This is a genomic window from Lysinibacillus sp. FSL W7-1291 (assembly GCF_038593415.1).
Taxonomy (GTDB): Bacteria; Bacillota; Bacilli; order Bacillales_A; family Planococcaceae; genus Lysinibacillus; species Lysinibacillus fusiformis_D.
Genome location: NZ_CP151994.1, coordinates 2,400,270 through 2,419,834, shown reverse-complemented (window position 1 = coordinate 2,419,834; position 19,565 = coordinate 2,400,270). Strand labels below are relative to the sequence as shown.

Annotated in this window: 19 protein-coding genes and 1 other annotated feature; of the genes, 10 read left to right on the top strand and 9 right to left on the bottom strand. The window is 38.5% G+C overall.

Annotation, left to right across the window (positions count from 1 at the left end; translation table 11 throughout):
- Positions 1-72: 72 nt before the first annotated feature.
- On the top strand, positions 73-1,563 hold the full coding sequence (locus tag NST76_RS11780) for an S-layer homology domain-containing protein (RefSeq protein WP_271909969.1): 1,491 nt from the start codon (positions 73-75) through the stop codon (positions 1,561-1,563).
- A 280-nt stretch (positions 1,564-1,843) separates the two neighbouring features.
- On the opposite strand, the gene NST76_RS11775 is transcribed toward NST76_RS11780, so the two are convergent.
- The gene (locus NST76_RS11775) at positions 1,844-2,428 is read right to left on the bottom strand and encodes a DJ-1/PfpI family protein (RefSeq protein WP_036120893.1); all 585 of its coding nucleotides are present in this window, start codon (positions 2,426-2,428) and stop codon (positions 1,844-1,846) included.
- 141 nt (positions 2,429-2,569) lie between these two features.
- Here NST76_RS11775 and NST76_RS11770 point away from each other — a divergent pair, with 141 nt between their 5' ends.
- The 5 genes from NST76_RS11770 to ileS all read left to right on the top strand — a co-directional run bounded on the left by NST76_RS11770 (position 2,570) and on the right by ileS (position 8,607).
- Positions 2,570-3,013: an Lrp/AsnC family transcriptional regulator gene (locus NST76_RS11770; protein WP_036120896.1), complete on the top strand. Its 444-nt coding sequence runs from the start codon at positions 2,570-2,572 to the stop codon at positions 3,011-3,013.
- Between the two features lie 699 nt (positions 3,014-3,712).
- Positions 3,713-4,360, top strand: a complete 648-nt coding sequence (locus NST76_RS11765; RefSeq protein WP_342543893.1) for a hypothetical protein — start codon at positions 3,713-3,715, stop codon at positions 4,358-4,360.
- 54 nt (positions 4,361-4,414) lie between these two features.
- Positions 4,415-4,546 carry a hypothetical protein gene (locus NST76_RS11760; RefSeq protein ID WP_256375531.1) on the top strand — a complete coding sequence of 44 codons (132 nt, stop codon included), beginning with the start codon at positions 4,415-4,417 and terminating at the stop codon, positions 4,544-4,546.
- Between the two features lie 232 nt (positions 4,547-4,778).
- Positions 4,779-4,841: a hypothetical protein gene (locus tag NST76_RS11755; RefSeq protein WP_342545272.1), complete on the top strand. Its 63-nt coding sequence runs from the start codon at positions 4,779-4,781 to the stop codon at positions 4,839-4,841.
- A 371-nt stretch (positions 4,842-5,212) separates the two neighbouring features.
- Positions 5,213-5,451, top strand: a binding site (T-box leader).
- A gap of 60 nt (positions 5,452-5,511) precedes the next feature.
- Positions 5,512-8,607 carry an isoleucine--tRNA ligase gene (gene ileS, locus NST76_RS11750; protein WP_342543892.1) on the top strand — a complete coding sequence of 1,032 codons (3,096 nt, stop codon included), beginning with the start codon at positions 5,512-5,514 and terminating at the stop codon, positions 8,605-8,607.
- A 460-nt stretch (positions 8,608-9,067) separates the two neighbouring features.
- On the opposite strand, the gene NST76_RS11745 is transcribed toward ileS, so the two are convergent.
- The 3 genes from NST76_RS11745 to NST76_RS11735 all read right to left on the bottom strand — a co-directional run bounded on the left by NST76_RS11745 (position 9,068) and on the right by NST76_RS11735 (position 11,260).
- Positions 9,068-9,922 carry an IS3 family transposase gene (locus NST76_RS11745; RefSeq protein ID WP_342545271.1) on the bottom strand — a complete coding sequence of 285 codons (855 nt, stop codon included), beginning with the start codon at positions 9,920-9,922 and terminating at the stop codon, positions 9,068-9,070.
- Entirely contained in the window at positions 9,907-10,413 is a 507-nt protein-coding gene (locus tag NST76_RS11740) for a helix-turn-helix domain-containing protein (RefSeq protein WP_180957841.1), read from the bottom strand. Before NST76_RS11740 ends, NST76_RS11745 begins: the two co-directional genes overlap by 16 nt.
- A 244-nt stretch (positions 10,414-10,657) precedes the next feature.
- Positions 10,658-11,260 (bottom strand): LysE/ArgO family amino acid transporter, encoded by a 603-nt coding sequence (locus tag NST76_RS11735; protein WP_058843520.1) that lies wholly within the window; start codon positions 11,258-11,260, stop codon positions 10,658-10,660.
- A 111-nt stretch (positions 11,261-11,371) separates the two neighbouring features.
- Here NST76_RS11735 and NST76_RS11730 point away from each other — a divergent pair, with 111 nt between their 5' ends.
- Positions 11,372-12,805 (top strand): PLP-dependent aminotransferase family protein, encoded by a 1,434-nt coding sequence (locus tag NST76_RS11730; protein ID WP_340811178.1) that lies wholly within the window; start codon positions 11,372-11,374, stop codon positions 12,803-12,805.
- Positions 12,806-13,030: 225 nt separating this feature from the next.
- A complete protein-coding gene (locus tag NST76_RS11725) occupies positions 13,031-14,215 on the top strand; it encodes an oxalate decarboxylase family bicupin (protein ID WP_058843522.1) in 1,185 nt (394 codons plus the stop codon).
- A gap of 202 nt (positions 14,216-14,417) precedes the next feature.
- Here NST76_RS11725 and NST76_RS11720 read toward each other — a convergent pair whose 3' ends face one another.
- Positions 14,418-14,888 (bottom strand): DUF2975 domain-containing protein, encoded by a 471-nt coding sequence (locus NST76_RS11720; protein ID WP_058843523.1) that lies wholly within the window; start codon positions 14,886-14,888, stop codon positions 14,418-14,420.
- Positions 14,889-15,263: 375 nt separating this feature from the next.
- Between NST76_RS11720 and NST76_RS11715 the strand changes: the two genes are divergently transcribed.
- Both NST76_RS11715 and NST76_RS11710 read left to right on the top strand, forming a co-directional pair.
- Positions 15,264-15,791 (top strand): GrpB family protein, encoded by a 528-nt coding sequence (locus tag NST76_RS11715; RefSeq protein ID WP_058843524.1) that lies wholly within the window; start codon positions 15,264-15,266, stop codon positions 15,789-15,791.
- Positions 15,792-15,947: 156 nt separating this feature from the next.
- Entirely contained in the window at positions 15,948-16,235 is a 288-nt protein-coding gene (locus NST76_RS11710; protein ID WP_058843525.1) for a hypothetical protein, read from the top strand.
- 208 nt (positions 16,236-16,443) lie between these two features.
- Here the strand turns inward: NST76_RS11710 and NST76_RS11705 are convergent, their stop codons facing one another.
- From NST76_RS11705 to NST76_RS11690, 4 genes are all read right to left on the bottom strand, one after another.
- Entirely contained in the window at positions 16,444-16,953 is a 510-nt protein-coding gene (locus NST76_RS11705; protein WP_058843526.1) for a DinB family protein, read from the bottom strand.
- 367 nt (positions 16,954-17,320) lie between these two features.
- Positions 17,321-17,629 carry a hypothetical protein gene (locus tag NST76_RS11700; RefSeq protein WP_036117651.1) on the bottom strand — a complete coding sequence of 103 codons (309 nt, stop codon included), beginning with the start codon at positions 17,627-17,629 and terminating at the stop codon, positions 17,321-17,323.
- Positions 17,630-17,653: 24 nt separating this feature from the next.
- The gene (locus tag NST76_RS11695; RefSeq protein WP_036117654.1) at positions 17,654-18,034 is read right to left on the bottom strand and encodes a hypothetical protein; all 381 of its coding nucleotides are present in this window, start codon (positions 18,032-18,034) and stop codon (positions 17,654-17,656) included.
- Between the two features lie 325 nt (positions 18,035-18,359).
- Entirely contained in the window at positions 18,360-19,511 is a 1,152-nt protein-coding gene (locus NST76_RS11690; protein WP_058843527.1) for an MFS transporter, read from the bottom strand.
- Positions 19,512-19,565: the final 54 nt, after the last annotated feature.

The following is a 19,565-nucleotide window of genomic DNA, read 5'->3' as shown; positions in this document are numbered from 1 at the left end:
CATTTTCCCAAATCTTTAGATAAAATTAATATGTAAGCATTACATTTTACATAAATGGGGGGACGATTAATTATGACAAAGAAAAAACATAAGCTTTATACGGCGGCAACAGCTGCAATGGCGGTTACAGCTGTTGCAGTAGTACCTGTTTCGGCTGCTAGTCCATTTTCAGATGTGAGCGAAGATCATGCATATTTTAACGGTATTTCCACATTACATGCAGCAGATATTATTCATGGTTTTCCAGATGGTACATTTAAGCCCTCACAGGACGTAACACGTGGACAGGCGGCAAAGATGATAGCAAGTGCTTTTCAATTAACAACAACGGATTTGACTGTAGAAAATCCGAATTTCAAGGATGTTGACTCATCTAGCCCATACTATAAGGCGATAGTTACACTAGTAAATCTTGGGGTTGTACAAGGCTATGAGGATGATACATTCCGTCCAGATGACACGATTACACGTGGTCAAATGGCGATAATGGTAGCAGAGGCAGCAGGTTTAACAGCGAAAGGCAAAAGCCCATTTACTGATGTACAGCAAAATAGTCCATTTGCAGATGCAGTAACAGCACTGTATGAGGCAGGCGTTGCGAAGGGGGTTTCTGCCACAGAATTTGGTGTAGATAAAAATGTTACGCGTGGTCAGTTAGCAACATTTATCGTCAACGCATTAGACTTACCTGTGGATACACAGCCTATACCGGAAGAAAAAGGGGAAGACCCTAAAGAGGAGCAGGTAAAGGAAGAACAGTCTACTACAACAAAAAATAGTGCTTTGTTAGAGGAAGTATTTACTAAAACAGTAGCCAAGCAAAAAGAGGTAAAAAGCATGAAGGCTACCATGACCATCTCTCAGTCAGTGGAGGCAAACGATGGCAAGGAAACCATGAAAATGGATTCTAAAGGCAACATGAAGATGGAAATTGTTACAGAGCCGATGCAATTCTTTGCTGATGGTACAATGTCGCTAACAGATCCAACAAGTGGTGAAGCGATTAATTTGCCGATTAAAATGTATATGACGGCTAAAGATGGTATGTATATGTATGAGGCAGAGCAAAAGGCTTGGATAAAGTTCCCGAAACAATTATTTGAGGATGTACTTAGCCAAACAGGGATACAGCCAGATGCAACGGAACAATTGGAGATGCTACAAGCATTTGCTGAAGATTTCACATTAGTTGAAACAGCAAACCGTTATGAATTAACACTAAAGGGTGCTGGGGATAAATTCACAGAGCTAGTGAAGCAGCAGCTTGGCGCAATGAATTTAGGAACGGATGCTGATCTAGAGGCACAATTAGGTAACATGTCCTTTGATAGTCTCACATATAAATTATTGATTAATAAAGAAACATTTGATGTAGAAGAAATTGCTATGGATATGACCTTAAAGATGAAAGTGGAAGGCAATTCGATCAAAACAAGACAGCAAACTACAATTAAATATCATGATTTCAATGCGGTAACAACGATTACGATTCCAAAAGATGTGCTAGACAACGCGAAGGAAATGGATTTTAACACATCAGAAACAGCACCATTAGAAAAATAATAGCAATAAAGTAAAAAGCAGGCTTACACCATAATATTTGGTGTAAGCCTGCTTTTTAACCTGCTGTAAATCATGTTTAAACGATGTTTACTAACTCAAAACTGGTAGTCAGTGCCTTAGCGGTTCGTGATTGACACCTATATATTGATCCTTAATCAGAACTATATCATTAGTTTCAAGAAGTAAAGAGTTAGGAGTGAAGTTATTACAATCAATATCAGAAAACAAATGAACATAATGAAGCTGTCCAAAATGAACTCTTTTGGACAGCTTTATAAAATTATTTAAAGCCCATTAAATCCTTTACTTTCAATGTATTATCAGGTGATGTTAGCATTTCAAGTAAGCCAAATGCGACATCGAATGCAGTGCCTGGGTTCGAAGATGTAATAATGTGCTCTGTGTAGACAATTCGTTCATTAGCAACATTTGCACCATAGGATTGAAGCTGCTCTAATCGTTTACTTGTTGGATGATTATAAGTTGTCGCCTTCTTATTTTGTAGAATACCGCTATGCCCTAATATTAGGGAGGCTACACAGATTGTTGCAATAGGCTTTTTCTGTTCATCAAAATGACGCACAACTGTTTGAAATTCCTCGCTAAAGGCATCTTCGTAAAAGCCTGCTTCCTCAAAGCCCCCTGGGATTGCTAAAGCATCAAAATCCTTTAAATCAATTTCATGCAGCAATTTTTCAGGAATGACGCTAAAATTCCATGTACATTGCAATTGTTTATGTAACCCGACTGTAATGACTTCTGTTGATTCATCGCCTTCCCATTTATTCCAGCCAAGCACATCTGTAAAAACACTGGCTTCCACGGCCTCGAAGCCATTTGCTAAAAGTAATAATATTTTTTTCATATTGATTCTGCCTCCTTTATTGCTTTTATTGTAATCAAAAGAGCTGAATGTTAACAGAAGCTGTATAATGTATTTTGGATAAAAAACTTTATTTGAAAAGGTATTATAGAAAAAATAATTGATTTAGAAAGGTGAAGGACCATGGATCAAATTGATATACAAATATTACAGCAATTACAGCACAATGCAAAAATCTCGATGAAGGAATTAGCAGCAATTGTTCATTTATCTTCTCCCGCTGTTATTGAACGGGTCAAAAAGCTGGAGGAACAAGGTGTGATTGAAGGGTATCATGCAAGGGTGAATTTGAAAAAGATGGAGCGCACTATTGAGGCCATTATTTTATTTAAATCCATTGATTGTAAAAGCCTCTCTGCATTTTGTAAGGCTCATCCTGATGTCTTGGCGTGCTATCGAGTGGCGGGGGAAATTAGCTATATTGTCAAACTAGCGACTTATTCAGTAGAAACATTAGAGCAGTTTATTGATGCAGCTATGCCCTATGGTACACCTTCTACCAATATCGTGTTATCTTCAACGGAAAAAAAGGTTATTAGCCCGTTTGCTGACAATGATTTAGAATAAATGACAAAAAAAGCAAACCTCGAAGCTATGAGCACCGTTTATAGGAAAGAGAGGGCTCATTTACGAACTAGAAAGAATAATGGAACAGCATACAGAGAGGCTTATTCGTCTTGCCTTTTACTATGGAAGAGATTGACAAAGTGCAGAAGATATCGTGCAGGATGTCTTAATTAAATTTTATGATAACCAACAAAACTATGAGGAACGTGGCGAGCTAAAGGCTTATTTATCGAAGCATCGAGGCAAAGATTTACGCAGTTGGGCCTATTGCAAAATTCAAGTACAACAGAAGCTTTTTGCAAAGCAAACTACCACTAGAAGGATATACTTGTACAGCAAGACGAACTCATTTTGATTGAAAATATGATTCTAGCACTCCTATTCAAGCAGCGTGAGGTCATTTTTAAAACAATGTCTGTGGTGGATATAATTATCTGTAGATGAATTGGTGCAAAAACATAGCAATGGTACATGGTTTCCTCTAGTGGATGTCCCGAAAACGCTATCGAAGTACAATATAGCCAGGTGATTGGGAACAATGCCTCTCAACCTCTCATCGATTTTCGTAGAGATGAAAATAGTGGAGGAACTTCAATAAAAGGAAGCTAGATATTCAACGTTTTAGAATGTCTAGCCTTTTCTGTACAATTGGATTAAAATACAATAGTTGTAACATTTTTCTATGCAGGAGGTGTTGAATTGGTATTTGCTCTATTAGATAATGCGACAGCCTTTTTCCTAAGCTTACCTCTTCTACTGATTTATTTAAAAAGTATACCGCAGGAAGAATCCCTATGGCGGTGGTCGATGCCTTTATGGTTGTTGAATTGGAATGTCATTCGATATTTTGTCTCGGATGGCGAGATTTTTTGGGTTGTTCTTTGTTGGCAGTTATTATTTTTGTGGCCAATAAGTCTAGCAATATATATTCATTTATACAACAAGGAAAAGCAGTGGGCGTTTTACATAGGATTGAAGAAAAAGCATGTACTCATTGTGGCTTCATTGATGGTGCTATTTGGGGGAGCTCTCGTCTATTCACTTTATCAGGCAAATAAGCAAGTGATTGTTTTTCATCAGGAGGTCATGGAAGAACTCGAGATCAGTTCAGATCGACAGCATTATTTAATGTATAATGCGAATGCACCTTCTACACTTCTTGGTGTAGCGGATGACATAGCTGAGGTACGCAGAGGTCGGGTTTATGCAGCTACTTTACCCTGGAGCAGCAAGGTGATTGTGCACCTAGATAATTGGCAAAAGGAATTGACCTATGTCCGTTTTTATAATGGATGGAAGCTGGATGGGCTATACCGAGAAAGTAGTACGGAGTATCACAATGAATAAGCAAAGTGGAATTAGCCAGTTGTATTGAAGGAAGATGAATTAAAGGCTAGATTAATGGCATTGAAAAAGGGTCAGGCTACTTGGCAGCAAGAGCATCAACAGCAGCTTTTACTAGCACATATCGGTTCTACTGAAGTGAGCTACGAGATACATGGATTTAGGTCAGCTTTTATGAATGGATTTTAGAAAAAAACTTGCTGAATCATCGTTGCTTCATTGAACTTTGGGATTACAGCTTAAACCATTTATTATTCAAAGGAATCTGATTGGGTTTTTTACTCACTCGTTTACAATCTTATTGCTCGCACTTATTTTAGCTAGGGATCTACACAGATATTTGTTTATCTAAGGATAGCATGAGGCTTGTCAAACGAAGTTACGAACTTACATATCATCTGAAAAGGATGTAAGAGGCTATGTGACTGGCAAGGGATGGGCGCATAGTGTGGCACATGTATCAGATGCCATTGAAAAACCCTAAAATGTATAGAACAGCTTATGTTACATGCACTTTGGTTTTTCTATTTACAACCTGCTTATGTATTTATTCATGATGAGGAGGAAAGGTTGTTAGTCCCGATTTTCGCTATGTTGGAAAAATGAAATCATCCAAATATTGCAGCAAACACTGTCAACAGTAGCCACATTAAAGGGGCAATTGGATGAAGTAAACTTTTATATCGGGCTATTTAATGTCAAAATATTGCTGAAGAGCTTTATTCAAACCAATCCGCAATCTCAATATATGACTCTCCATCAAAGTATTGTCACTTGTCTCAACGAAATTTTTTAAGGTTGTCCACTGTTGACAGACAATTGGTAATTTGTTACGATGAGTGACAATAAAAGCATACAAATTCGTTGATGAGAAAGAGTAGTGTTTCATTTTGTTCTACAGAGAGCCGACATTTGGTGGAAGTCGGTGTGCAGGTGTTACATGAAAATCCTCTCTGAGAAGATTGGCTGAATAGAGTAAGCCAATCCGGGTGTCTACCGTTAAAAAGAACACGTATGATTGTACGTTGCTGAGCGCTATTGACCATTGTGTCAATAGAATTAGGGTGGTATTCGCGGTTAACCCCGTCCCTTTCCTTGGGACGGGGTTTTTTGTATGCCTTTTATACAAAATGGATTGTATAGGAGGAACTCATATGCAGGAAGAACAAAAGAAGGAAACAGTGGTTGAACGAGAAACAAGGATTCGTGCGTTGTGGGCGCAAGAAGGAACCTTTGCAAAGTCCATCAACAATCGTGCTGGACAGCAGCCCTTTGTATTTTACGAGGGACCGCCAACAGCGAATGGTTTACCACATGTTGGTCATGCTTTTGGCAGAATAATTAAAGATGTTGTGGCACGCTATAAAACGATGCAAGGCTATCTCGTTGAACGAAAAGCAGGCTGGGATACACATGGATTGCCTGTGGAATTAGGAGTAGAAAAGGCATTAGGCATCTCTGGGAAGCAGGAAATTGAGAATTACGGGGTAGAGCGATTTATTCAGGCATGTAAAAAGAGCGTTTTTACCTATGAGCAAAAATGGCGTACCTTTACCGAGCAGCTTGGCTACTGGCTTGATATGGATAATCCTTATCTGACACTAAGCAATGATTATATCGAATCTGTGTGGCATATTTTAAGCCATGTACACAAGGAACAACTTTTATATAAAGGGCATCGTGTTTCACCTTATTGCCCTAGCTGCCAAACATCCTTAAGTTCACATGAGGTAGCACAGGGGTATAAGGATGTCAAAGACTTATCCGTTACAGCGATGTTTAAGCTTCGGGATCGCGACGAATATTTCTTAGGCTGGACAACGACGCCTTGGACATTACCTGCTAATGTAGCCTTGGCTATGAATCCATCTCTTCAATATGTACGTGTAAAGCACGAAGATAACATATACATCCTTGCTAAATCACTGGTAGAAAAGGTTTTTACAGAGCCTATCGAAGTACTAAGTGAGCATGATGGGCAAGAGTTTGCGGGTGTTTCCTATCAACCACCATTTTCTTATGTAACGGTCGAAAAAGGGCAAGTTGTCGTTATGGCGGATTACGTGACGGAGCATAGTGGAACAGGAATTGTGCACATTGCTCCAGCCTATGGAGAGGACGATTATAAAACAGTACAGCACAATGGTTTGTCCTTTGTCAATGTAGTTGATTTAAAAGGCTGTTATACAGAAGCTGTGTCTGAGCTTGTCGGACGCTTTGTAAAAGATTGTGATGTTGATATCATTAAAATGCTAGCGGCAAAAAAACTTCTATTTGCTAAAGAGAAATATGAGCATAGCTACCCACATTGCTGGCGCTGTGATTCACCTTTGCTGTACTACGCAACAGATAGCTGGTTTATCAAGATGTCAGCATTAAAGGAGCAGCTTTTACAAAATAATCAGCAAGTGACATGGTATCCAGGTCATATTAAGGACGGTCGATTTGGCAACTTCCTAGAAAATTTAGTGGATTGGAATATTAGCCGTAATCGTTACTGGGGTACACCATTGAATGTCTGGGTTTGTCGGGAGTGTGCTCATGAGGTGGCTCCAAGTAGTGTTGCAGCATTAAGAAAATTAGCTAAAGGGGCTTTCGATGAAAATTTAGAGCTTCATAAACCATTTATTGATGACATTGTCTGTACATGTCCTGTCTGTCAAGGAGACATGAAGCGGACGCCAGAAGTTATTGATGTTTGGTTTGACAGTGGCTCGATGCCATTTGCCCAGCAGCATTATCCTTTTGAAGATGTCACGACTTTTCGTCAGCAGTTCCCTGCAGATGTCGTCATTGAGGGAATCGACCAAACAAGAGGCTTTTTCTATAGCTTATTAGCGGTATCGACGTTATTTACAGGCAAGCCACCTTATAAAAATGTTCTATCGTTAGGGCATGTCTTAGATGAGCATGGGCAGAAGATGTCAAAAAGTAAAGGTAATGCTTTAGAGCCTGTTGAATTAATAGAGCAATATGGAGCGGATGCTTTACGGTGGGCATTTTTAGTCGACAGCTCCCCTTGGAATCCGAAGCGTTTTTCTAAGAAAATTATCTTAGATGCGAAATCGAAACTAGTGGATACACTTGACAATACGTTTAAATTTTATGCAATGTATGCCCATATCGATGGCTTTACGTATGATGCTACAAATAAAGGGAGTCGATCACCTCTAGATCATTGGATTTTGTCTCGTCTCCATCACACTATCCAACTTGTCACAACGTTCATGGATGATTATCAATTTACACAGGCTACACGAGAAATTGCTCAGTTGGTAGAGGAGTTAAGCAATTGGTATATTCGCCGTTCACGAGCTAGATTTTGGGCAAATGGACTGACAGCAGATAAACGAGGTGCATTTAGTACGCTTTATGAAGTGCTTACATCTATTTGTCAATTGGTAGCACCGTTTACGCCATTTATTGCTGAAGACATCTACCGTCAATTATGTGGGAAAAGTGTTCATCTGGAGAACTACCCAGCATGTGACGAACAATTGGTGGATGTCAAGCTTGAACAAGAAATGGCAATGGTTTTAACAGTAGTGGAACTTGGACGCAGCATTCGCAATAGTCAGGGAATGAAGGTTAAGCAACCTTTAAGTGAACTCATTGTTGCCGTAAAAGAAAGAGACCTGATGGATTTTCAAGTCTATAGTGAGCTCATTCAAGATGAGTTAAACATCAAAGCCTGTAGGTGGGCGCATGATTTTTCAGCCTATGAAAGCATCCAATATAAGCTGAATTTTAAAACTGCTGGAGCAGCATTTGGTGCAAAGGTTAATCAAGTAAAAGAATATGTGATGGCATTAACGAATGAAGAAAAGCAAAAGCTTCAGCATAATGGTTCGATTAATTTTGAGATGGAAGGACAACAGCTAACATTATTAGCAGCCCATGTTGTTGCTGAAGCGGTTGTGAAGGAGTATTATAGGTTAGCTGAGGATAGCACATGTCGTGTATTGCTGAATGTTCAACTAACAGAAAGCTTGCTACAAGAAGGGCAAATGCGAGAATTAATTCGCACAATTCAAGACGCAAGGAAAAAATGGCAGCTACCAGTGGCCCAATATGTGTCGATTGCCTTTAACGGTAGTACAAAGGTACTTTCTATCATCCGACAGCATGAAGCATTATTACAAGCGAATGTATTAGTTAAGGCTATTCATTATGGTGAAGCGTGGTCTAAAGCGAAATCCGTTGAAACAACATTGTTTAATGAACAGCTCACGGTATTTGTCTCACTCTAAAAGAAATGCTCAGGAGGAATCCTGAGCATTTCTTAGTGTTGAAAAACAAAACAGTCAATTGGAAGGTAGAAATGGATTTCCGTTGCAGGCTACTTGCTTTCCTGTGGGCGAGCGCCCCGAGCCGCTTCCTCCGCTATCGCTCCGTTTAGAGGCTCGCCTGTCTCGTTATCCCACGGGAGTCAAGTAGCCTTCCACTCCACCCCACAAAAGTGTTACCTTTTTAGCAAAGTTTTCAAATAAAGTGAAGGTGTTCACTACTTTTTATGAAGAGGTGTTGTCACGCATCACTTCTCCATATTGAAAATAAAAGTTTATCCCTTCTAAGAATACAGATAATGGGCTATTTGATCGCTATACTACTATGAAAAAAAAGTAAAGACACTTTGCAGAATGGTTGATTGGAGTGGAGCCAGCGTCACTCCTAGGGGATTTAGTGAACTGACCCCAAAAATTTGAACTTTTAAGAAACTCTTCGAAACTCAACTGGACTTTTTCCGTTGAGTTTTATTTTTATCCGTTCATGATTGTAGTAGTGGATATAGTCTACTAACGCTTTTTTGAATGCTTCGTAGTTCTTAAACGTTGTTGCGTATAGAAATTCTGATTTCATAATGCCAAAAAAGCTTTCTATCACGGCATTATCTAAACAATTTCCTTTCCGTGACATACTTTGCTTGATTTCATGTGTTGCCAATAACGCTTTAAAACGTGGTATTTGATATAACCATCCTTGATCAGAATGGACGATTAAGCCATTCTTTTTCGATAACTTTGTATACGTAAACGCCTTCTTAAAAGACTGTTGAACTAACTCAAAATTAGGTGATTTTGATACCTCATACCCAACGATTTCTCGATTGAATAAATCTAATACAGCGGATATATAGATTTTTTGACCGTTTATTTTAAACTCCGTTACATCGGTTACCCATTTCTGATTGGGTGCAGTGGCTTCAAAATCACGTTGGATGACATTCTCTGCGACATAGCCGACTGTCCCTTTATACGAACGGTATTTTTTAGGGCGTACCGTCCCTTTTAAGCCCAATTCTTGCATCAATCGTTGGACTGTTTTATGGTTGATGAAAAACCCTTCATTTCGGAGGGCTAAACAAATACGACGATAGCCATAACGCCCCTTATGGTAATGAAAAAGCGTCTGAATTCGTTCTTTGATCGCCTGATATTTATCTGGTTTTACCCATTTTTGGAGATGATAATAATACGTACTTTTCTTAAGTTTCGCGACTTTTAATAGAGCTTGAAGAGGAAAATCCAACCTTAGCTCATAGACAGCTCTTACTTTTTCTTGGATTTGAAGGCATCCTTTTCTTGAACTAAGGCTTTCAACTTTTTTAAATAGGCATTTTCCATCCGTAAATACTCAATTTCCGCTTTTAACTCATCCGTTGTTTTTCCATTTAAATCGGACGAAGGTGGTTGTTTTTTTGGCATTGATTGGCGCTCCTTTTCTACTTGATAGAGCACCTCACCAGCCGTTGACATCCATTGTTTTTTCCATCTCCGAATGGTTTCACGGGAAGGAATATTAAACTTCGCAGCGGTCTGAAGGAGCGAATCGCCCGTCTCTATCAGGTGTTGAATTACTTTTATTTTAAAAGAATCTTCGTAATTCGTGAACCCTTGAGGACGAATAATTCCTTCGATGCCATGATAGCGATATAATTCAATCCATAATCGAATGTACTGTCGATCCCTCTGTAATCGATTGGCAATCTGATACGTACTTTCTTTTTCTTCAAAGTAAGCTAGAACTGCGGCTAATTTTTGTTCATCAGAAATCACTACCTGCACCCCCTATAGTAGATTTTTAAGTCCAATATTTTGGGTGCAGCTCATAGCGTCACAGATGAGACCCTGGAGCGAGCGTAAGTGAGTGAAGCGGCTCATCGGACGCCCCCTGGAAAGGGCGCTGGCGGAACGGAAATCAACCTCTCACCTTGCAAATTTGCTTTTTCTGCCGTTGACATCATCTTTTTTCAACAACATGAAATGCTTCAGGAGGAATCCTGAGCATTTTCTATGTAGGCTACAGTAAGCCACTTGCGAGATAACACGCTGTTGCCCAAATAAAGATGGCTGAGCATTTATTCAAGATGCCCATCAACTTACCAGAGCTATCAAGTTTTTTGAACGAGGCACCAGTCAACGTGAGACCGAAAAACCATAGCCAAGAAATTAGCACGCAGGCTACCGTGAAAATCATTTGCTCTGTACCACTATATTTTAATGCGCTCGTACCAATGACGCCGATTGTATCTAATATAGCATGTGGATTAAGTAACGACACAGAGAGGGCAAAGAGAATTTGTTTTTTTATGGGCAGTGGTTCACTTTTTTTTGTAGTGCTCGGATTTGAGCGCCAGATGGTATAGCCCATATAAAGTAAAAAAACAATACCAACAGTCATTAAAGCGATACGTAGCCACTCAAATTGTAAAACAATTAAGGATAGTCCGAATACCGCAAGCACAATTAGCATTGTATCACAGAGGGCAGCTGTTACACTTGCTGGCAGGGCGCGTAATAAATTGGGTTGTGTAGCACCTTGAGAAAAAACAAAAACATTTTGTACACCTAAAGGTAAAATGAGTCCAAATGCTAAAATGATGCCATGAAGAAAAGCTTCCAACAATCATCCCTCCTTTCACTACTCATTTTAGATATGGTATAACTAAAAGAAAACGACCAATTGGATGGTTTTTTATCCACCCAATTTTCTAGCAGGAAAGGTGATGGATAAATGAACTGGCAGCCAAATAGACAAAGAGATACCTCATTACAACAGCAAATTGTGCAATGGATAACAGCACTGGTGGAACGAGGAGACTGGGTAGCAGGAACAAAACTGCCCACCCAAAGACAGTTAGCCATGCAGTTTGGCGTCAATCGTAGCACGGTTCAACAGGCTTTAGAGGAATTAAAAGCAATAGGTCTCCTTGAATCAAAGGTAGGCTCTGGGGTTTACGTTACGCATAATTCATGGCATGCATTAATTCAACAAACACAGCCGAATTGGCAAACCTATATCGAAACAAGTATCCATAAGCCAAACTATCACACTATCCAATTAATTAATGAATACGAGCAGCGTGAGGATGTCATTCGTTTAGGAACGGGTGAGCTAGCACCAAGCTTATTGCCCACAGAGGCCATAGAAGCTTCACTAAGGGAGCTATCTTTTCAGCCCAAAGCATTGGGCTATTCCTCACCACAGGGTAATGATCACCTTCGTGCAGCTATCTGTGACTATGTACGAAAAAGAGGCATCGTTGCTGAGCCTCAACAGGTCTGCATTGTCTCAGGTGCACTTCAGGCATTGCAGTTAATTGCCGTTGGTTTACTAGAACAAGGGTCTATTGTATTTCAGGAGCCAACCTCCTATTTAAATTCTGTCCATCCATTTCAATCAGTAGGGATGCAAATGGTGAGCATTCACCGCGATGAACAGCTTGCCCAAACATTGTCTCAAAGGAAACGGAAAAAACAAGCCGTATTTTACGCTATCCCAACTTTACATAATCCAACGGGCCAAGTATGGACATCTCTGGAAAAAAAGCAGCTCTATGAAGGCTGTCAGGCATCACGTATTCCAATTATTGAGGATGATGTCTATCATGAATTACTTTTTGAAGCGACCTCTCCTCCTATTAAAGCAATGGATAGCAGCGGACAAGTCCTTTATATTGGGAGTGTCTCCAAAACCTTAAGCCCTGGGCTACGCATTGGCTGGCTTATTGGTCCAACCACCGTCATCGAACGATTAGCCGATATAAAAATGCAAACGGACTATGGCTCAAGTGCTATCTCACAAGAAATTGTCCTACATTGGCTACAATCAGGAAAATATGAATCGCATCTTGCATCTTTACGTCAGCACTTGCAGGATCGAGCCCATTTCACTGAGCAAATTTTACAGGGAAAATTTAAAGACATTGCTACTTGGAGCAAACCAAAGGGAGGCTTTTATATTTGGCTCAAGTTTCATGAGCCACTTATAGACAAAGAATTCTTTATGAAGCTATTGCAGCAACAAGTATTAATCAATCCTGGCTATATTTATGACCCACAAGATCATCATCATATTCGTCTATCTTATGCCTATGCAACATATGACGAATTGCAGGAAGGCCTCCAAATCTTGCATAAATGTGTAGTGGAGGCTTTGCTACAGTGACTGATTATGTTTTCATGGGAATGAATTTGCTCTACGTTTAGAGGAGTGATGCCTCCGCTCCATAATGTGAGGAAAGCGGTCAAAAAAGTAATCATTCCTCGTAACCAAATAGCCATTCTCATGCACTCGCCCAACAGAAAAGCAAGTGAATAGTACAAGCTGTGTGCCCATACATTTAGAAGGATGAAAGTATTTTTTAAATTTCTACGATAAAGAGGTGAACGATTGGACAATTTGCCGCCGGGTTATTTTCAAGTGCCTCAGCCTATTCGGAATGATGGAGCTGGAGGGGTGGATAAGGGGCCACGCGATATTATGAGGGATTTAGAAAATCCGGATATGCTGGTGCCACCAACGACAGATGCGGGTTTGATCCCTAACCTACGATTCTCGTTTTCAGACACGCATATGACATTAAATCAAGGTGGGTGGTCACGGGAAATTACGGTTCGTGAATTACCGATTGCTACGACATTGGCGGGTGTAAATATGAGCTTGACACCGGGAGGCGTGCGTGAACTGCATTGGCATCAGCAGGCGGAGTGGTCTTATATGCTACTCGGCCATGCTCGGATTACGGCAGTTGATCAAAATGGCTGTAATTTTATTGCCGATGTAGGACCAGGTGATTTATGGTATTTTCCACCTGGCATTCCTCATTCAATTCAGGGGTTAGAGGATGGCTGTGAATTTTTATTAGTGTTTGATGATGGCAATTTCTCAGATCTGAATACATTGTCGATTTCAGATTGGTTTGCGCACACCCCGAAGGATGTGCTATCTGCCAATTTTGGGGTTCCAATTAGTGCTTTTGATCATATTCCGAATGAGCAAGTGTATATTTATCAGGATCAGGTTCCTGGTCCCATCAATTCACAAAAAGTGGAGTCTCCTTATGGGCAGGTTCCACAAACTTTTAAGCATCGCTTATTAGCACAGCCACCACTGAAAACACCAGGTGGCAGTGTGCGTATTGTGGATTCAACTAATTTTCCGATTTCCCAAAATATCGCAGCGGCACTGGTAGAAATTGAGCCTGGGGCGATGCGCGAATTACATTGGCATCCGAACAACGATGAATGGCAATATTATCTACAAGGAAAAGGGCGAATGACTGTTTTCACAGGGAATGGAACAGCACGAACATTTGATTATCGTGCAGGTGATGTTGGCTATGTGCCGTTTGCGACGGGGCATTACGTTGAAAATACTGGCACAGAGCCATTATGGTTTTTAGAAATGTTTAAAAGTGACCGATTCCAGGATGTATCTTTAAATCAATGGATGGCCTTAACGCCAACAGAATTGGTGCAAAGTAATTTGCAGGTTGGCCCTGAGTTGCTACAGGCTCTTAGAAAGGAAAAATGGCCAGTGGTGAAGTACCCTGGTTTTTCGTATTATCCAAAATAAGAATGCAGGTGAATACTTTGTAAAATTAAAGATAAGTGAACGCATGTTTTTATTTTAAAACAGTAACTTATCTTTAATGTCACACATTATAGGATAGTTGGTACATCACTTATATAGTAGTGGTGTACTTTTTTATTTAGTAGACCTCATTTATTACTACAACAACGAAGGGAGTTTTATAAAAATGGTTATTATGAAACACCTACATATTTTCTAGGATATTTTTTATGGGTTTTTGAAGTACGTCTATAATGGCAGCGATGATAGCTGTTACTAAAATCCCTATTAGACCAAGTGCTATCGGACCTGCTGCGTCTTCACCCGTGAACAGAGCAGAAACCCTTAAGTAAACTATTAAAAACAAAATGAAGAAAATAATTGTCAAAGCGCATTTTTTTATAATCTGTAAGGAATTAAGGGATAGCTCAGAAAAAGCATTGTTTATATTGATATAACTCAATAGTTTATAGGCTTGATACAATGCAACAGAAAACGTAATGCATACTCCATAGGCACATATTAACAATGGATATATCGAGTAATCTCCTGGACGCACTTTGGCATCTCGTAAAGCTGCTTGAGGTAACCAATAGATACACACAACAAGTACCGCAATTCCAATAAGAAAAGCAATGATCTTTAAGAAAAAAGTTGAACTTAGTTTAACATTCATTTGAAGCACCTCACCGATTTAATGATAATATGATATTAGTCTATTTATTATCGTTTATCAATATATTTATTTCGTTTTTTATTATATTATTGTTGTTATTCAAATGATTATTTAAAAATCATGTGGGAATCGTACTTCCGTTATGGTAAGTTTTATGATGAGGTACTGAACAATAGGGCGCAATTGTTAAAGTTGGGAATGCGTCTTTCATCATCTAAAGGGCGATTAAAATAGTAAAGAAATTCGGCAAAATTACATTAGAATTCAGTTTAGCTTGTGAAGTAGTGTATTTAAACTAACACTGCAGTTGAGTTTAAGAAGGATAAAGAAATCATCGAACGAATTAGTTAACTATATTGAAAATGAGGTGACTAAATGAGATTAGGGTTAAAACGAGATGAGGTAAGGTTAGAAGCACATTGTGATGAGTGGAAAAAAGAGTTTTTTAGGGTGAAACAGGATATTTTAAATGCAACGCCAATTCAAGAGAATAGAATTGAACACATTGGTAGCACAGCCATAAAGAATATCGTTGCCAAACCAATATTGGATTTAGTCGTTGGTGTTGATAATATTGAAAATGTTGATAAATCGATATTTCAAGGGCTGAGGGAAGTTGGTTTTTTAAAGCTCAAAGTGGAACGCCCTAATGAAATTGTGCTTGCGAAGTTTAATGATGATCATTATGAGGAAAAGACACACTTTATTCACTTAGTAGAATACAACAAAGAACTCTGGAAAAATTTAATCTTTTTTAGGAACTACTTAAATTCAAACGAAACAGCAAGGGAAGAGTACAGAGAACTGAAAATGAAATTTGTAGAAGAGAAAAATGGTGGGATCAATGAATACACAGATTATAAGGAACAATTCGTAAAAGGAATCTATGAGAAAAGGAAATAATTTCTTGTTAAGCTAACAGTATGCTTTACTTTAACAGGCAAAAGACAAATCACCGTCTTGCTATTCAGCAATCGGGCGCTTTCATGGAAAACTAGGAAAGTGTCTTTATAGGACAAAGTGTTATGGAACGCTGCATTTAATTAGGGGGGCATTGTTATGGAAATATACTGGGTAAACGGACAATATCAAGAAGATGAGCGGATTTTTGATTCTCAGTTTGAAGTTTATGAATGGACGGACTCATTATATCAAGATTTCTCCAATGGCTTTTTGAGAAAAGAAAATATCGGTTATGCAACTCCTGATATAAAGGTCATTGATTGTTTAACGGAACTAATACCACAATGGGCGGAATACATGAATGTATATGTTACAATGCATAGAGATAAGATGGAGGTAGACGGTAAAAAAATGTATAGAATTTGGACTTCATATAGTAGATAAAGTTCTTCCACCATCGGGCGTGGTTCTGTAATAAGGATCAGTGCTCGATCATTATAGGGACATATAATTGAATAAGAAATTATAATGTATAAATAGGGATAACGTCAGGAAAATGCGGATTTATAACGCTAAGTAAGGTTCACTATGAGAAAACCTAATTTCTCAGTATGAAGTGAAAAATTAGTTTTTTTCAATAATAGAAAGAGATTTATAAGTATTTATCGCTAATCACTTTCATATGGTGTAACTCGTGCCCGACAATGCCATATACAATGGTTCCTACTGAAACTGGACTGTTCATTACAGTTCCTTTACGAACCCACGCAGCTTCATCAATAGTTGAAATCAGGCTTAATGTGTTGGAGCGTACGGTGTCTAAACCAGCTAGTAACTGTTCCCAAGATAATTTGTTGAAGTTTGCCGCAGAAACGTATTGATCCTGATCCATTGCTGGGAGTGGTGCAATTTCATTTCGTGCAATGGCAAGTATTCGATACGACATCACACGTTCCGAGTCGGTCATATGCCCAATCACTTCTTTTAAAGTCCATTTCCCTGGTGCGTACGTCTTACTTGCTAACTCCTCTGATACGCTGCCTAAGAGGGTAAGGGTCTTAGCTTGTTGCTTATTAAGTATTTCTTCAATATCTCCATCTGGCACAAGACTAACATACCTATCATGCTCTGGATTTTCAATAAATAATGGTCGTGGACGCACATGAATCCTCCTCATCGGAATAGTTAATTATGGTTGTAGGGTAATATTCTACTTTCAAGCGGATATTTCCTTTATATAATATTTATTTATTTTCATTACCGCTATTTCGAAGACATATTAAATAATCGGGCGCAATTCTTGAAAAGGAATTGTGCCTTTTTCATTAATAGGGCCATTTAATTGAATTAAAAATGGGGCTTTATGTTAATCTTGATTTGAGTTTGTGAAACAATGTACTTAAGCTAACGATGCATTTAGTTGAATAGCAATTAGGTGTGACTGGAAGAATTGGAGATGATATAAAAAAACACCGAAGTGTCATATGTATTTTCAAATTAAGCTTATGTACAACTTGGAATTTGTGGGGTTAATCATAATAGTGAAATTCAAAACCGTCTTCTGGTTCGCCAACTTCATATCCCAATAATTTTGTAGCTCTATTCTTAAATATTGTAATCCATTCATCCCATTCTTCTGATGGTAACTTAGCATAGAATTGTAATCCACTTGATTCAATACTTACTTCTATTAATTTATCATCTGAACCATACCACTGTGGACAGCCGTTTACAAAGTTGTTCCAGTTAGGCATTTCTCTATATAAACGCTCCAACTTATCCCAAACTTCTTGTGGAGCAGAATAATGAATATTCAAATTAATATTGTATATTTCCATATGTTCTCCTTTTAATATATTGTTTTACTGTGGGTCAACTGTGATAAAAACACTTTTTAATCCGTCATCCGTATATAAAAACTCCATTTGTAAACACATATCTGCCAATTTTGAATTTGAAGTTAAAGCATAATCAACAGCAAATCCACTATTATCATTGAATTCATAGAAGTTGATTTGTGAATATTCGTATTTTGGGTGGAAATTACATGGAGCGCCATATTCATCAAATGAATCAAATCCATTTAAGTTTAATGTTTCTTGAACATAATAGAATAACTCACCAATATCATCCACTTCACATTCATCCACATAATTTAAAATGTTTTCATATTCTTTATTGTGCATTACTTTTAATATATTAGTAATAACAGTTAAAGCATATTGTTTATCTTCATTTTTCATAGTGAACCTCCAAATTCTAATTTGTCTTTCTATTCAACTGTATAATATCATAAATTTGTGAGAAAATTCACTTAAACTAACGGAGTGCTTTAGTTCAATAACGATCTTCCACAATCTGGCGCGATCATGGAAGAAGCCAATGATTATTTATTGTAGTATTGTGGTAGATGTTGTAGTAGTAAATGGGTTCTATGTTGTCCAAAAAGGATAGATGTAAACAGGTATAATTCCTGTTCATCTATCCTTTTTTTACCCACTATAATGTGTGATATTTTAATAAAATACATGATAATTAAGTTCTATATTTATTCTCACCTGCTTTTTGTTAATATTGATATTTTTTGCGCGTCAGCAGCAAAATAGCGATGGCAGGCACTGTACAAATAAGCATGGCTGCAAAGGACAGGCCAGGAGATATTTCGTATAAATATCCCCCTAAAAACGTAAGGATTGCTGTACTTAAGCCCATGGCTAATGCGGAATAGAGACCTTGTGCATTTGGAATTTGTTCCTTTGGTAGAGCTTTCGTTAAGTAGCGGATAAAAGCGAAATGTGCTAGTGCAAAGGATAATGCATGCAAGGTTTGTGAAGCAATAAATACCCAGACATTCGGGAACATAAAGATAAGTAACCAGCGCAGGGAAGAGCCGCTTGCTGCTAAGAGCAATAATGACGATGAACGCCACTTCATCAATAATGTATCGGCCTTCATAAAGTATAGGATTTCGCAAATTACTGCGATGTTAATAATCATGCCCATATAGAATGGGTCAACCTGTAAGTCTTCTAAATAAATATAACCATAGCTATAATAAGAGGCATGTGCACCCTGTAATAAAATTACGATAAATAAGACAATCGGGAAGCCCTTGATAGTCCATAAAGTCTTCATCGATAATGATTTCGCACGTTGTTCTTTTGTTGGCACAACAAGTAATTCCTTTGGAGTGGCTAATTGCTGCATAAGTAACATGCCAATCAACCCAATAATCATGCTCCAAAAGATAATGTTTTTGCCGAAAACGCCCGTCAACATACTAATAATTAATACAGCAATCACAAACCCGAAGGAACCATAGGAACGGCTTTTGCCGTAGTGAATATTGCCATGCTGGACAAGCGTTGCTGCACTACTTTCCACAGCAGGTAATAGTGCTGGATAAAAGACACTAAATAAAATGGTCACGATTAATAATGCGATAAAGCCAGTGCTTGGAATATAAAGTAATGCAGTTAGTAGAGCACCTACTGCTAAAATCGTAATAAGACGTTTATTGTGTACATATTTTGCAAGGGTTGGAAAGAAGAAAAGATTGGACGTGGCACGAGCTAGTAGCCCACAGCCCATTACAACACTTGCCTGCGATACTGTCAGATGTTTTGCATCCACAAGCCAACCTGTCCAGTAGGGTAAGAAAATGCCCCAGGTGATGAAAAATGTAAAGAAATTCTGAGAAAGCCATCGTTGATTGTTCATATAATTACCGTACCTCCATTAACTAAGTTGAATAATAGCATGTTCATCGCTACA